General features: G+C 42.5%; 1 pseudogene. It reads left to right on the plus strand.

The window, feature by feature from the left end:
• Positions 1-522, plus strand: a pseudogene (locus P20311_RS19235) (IS3 family transposase); the annotation flags it as partial.

A 522-nucleotide genomic window follows, 5' to 3' on the forward strand; every position in this document is an offset into this window, starting at 1 on the left:
CCAATGACGCCCGAACAAATTGAAATCCGCGAACTTAAAAAGCAAATCCAACGCATTGAATTAGAAAAGGATATATTAAAAAAGGCTACCGCTCTCTTGATGTCCGACTCCCTGAACAATTCTCGTTAATTGAGAAACTAAATCAACGAGAGCGTTACCCAATTAGCGTGCTGTGTAACGTATTCAATGTGCATCGTAGCAGCTATAAATATTGGGCTATACGGGATACAACGCCTACACCAGAGCAAGTAAGGCTAGAAGCTGAAGTTAAAGCCATACATGCAATGAGCGGCGGCTCAGCTGGGGCGCGGACAATCGCGGCAATAGCAACGAACAATGATTTTGAATTGAGTCGTTATCGTGCTGCTAAGCTAATGGTTAAATTAAAGCTTGAAAGCTGCCAAGTACCTCAACATTCATATAAACGTGGTGGTAATGAACACCTTGAAATTCCAAACCTGCTTGATAGACAATTTGATGTTGTTGAGCCAGATACAGTGTGGTGCGGTGATGTGACGTATA

Source organism: Pseudoalteromonas sp. BSi20311 (assembly GCF_000239875.1).
In the GTDB taxonomy this organism is placed as follows: domain Bacteria; phylum Pseudomonadota; class Gammaproteobacteria; order Enterobacterales; family Alteromonadaceae; genus Pseudoalteromonas.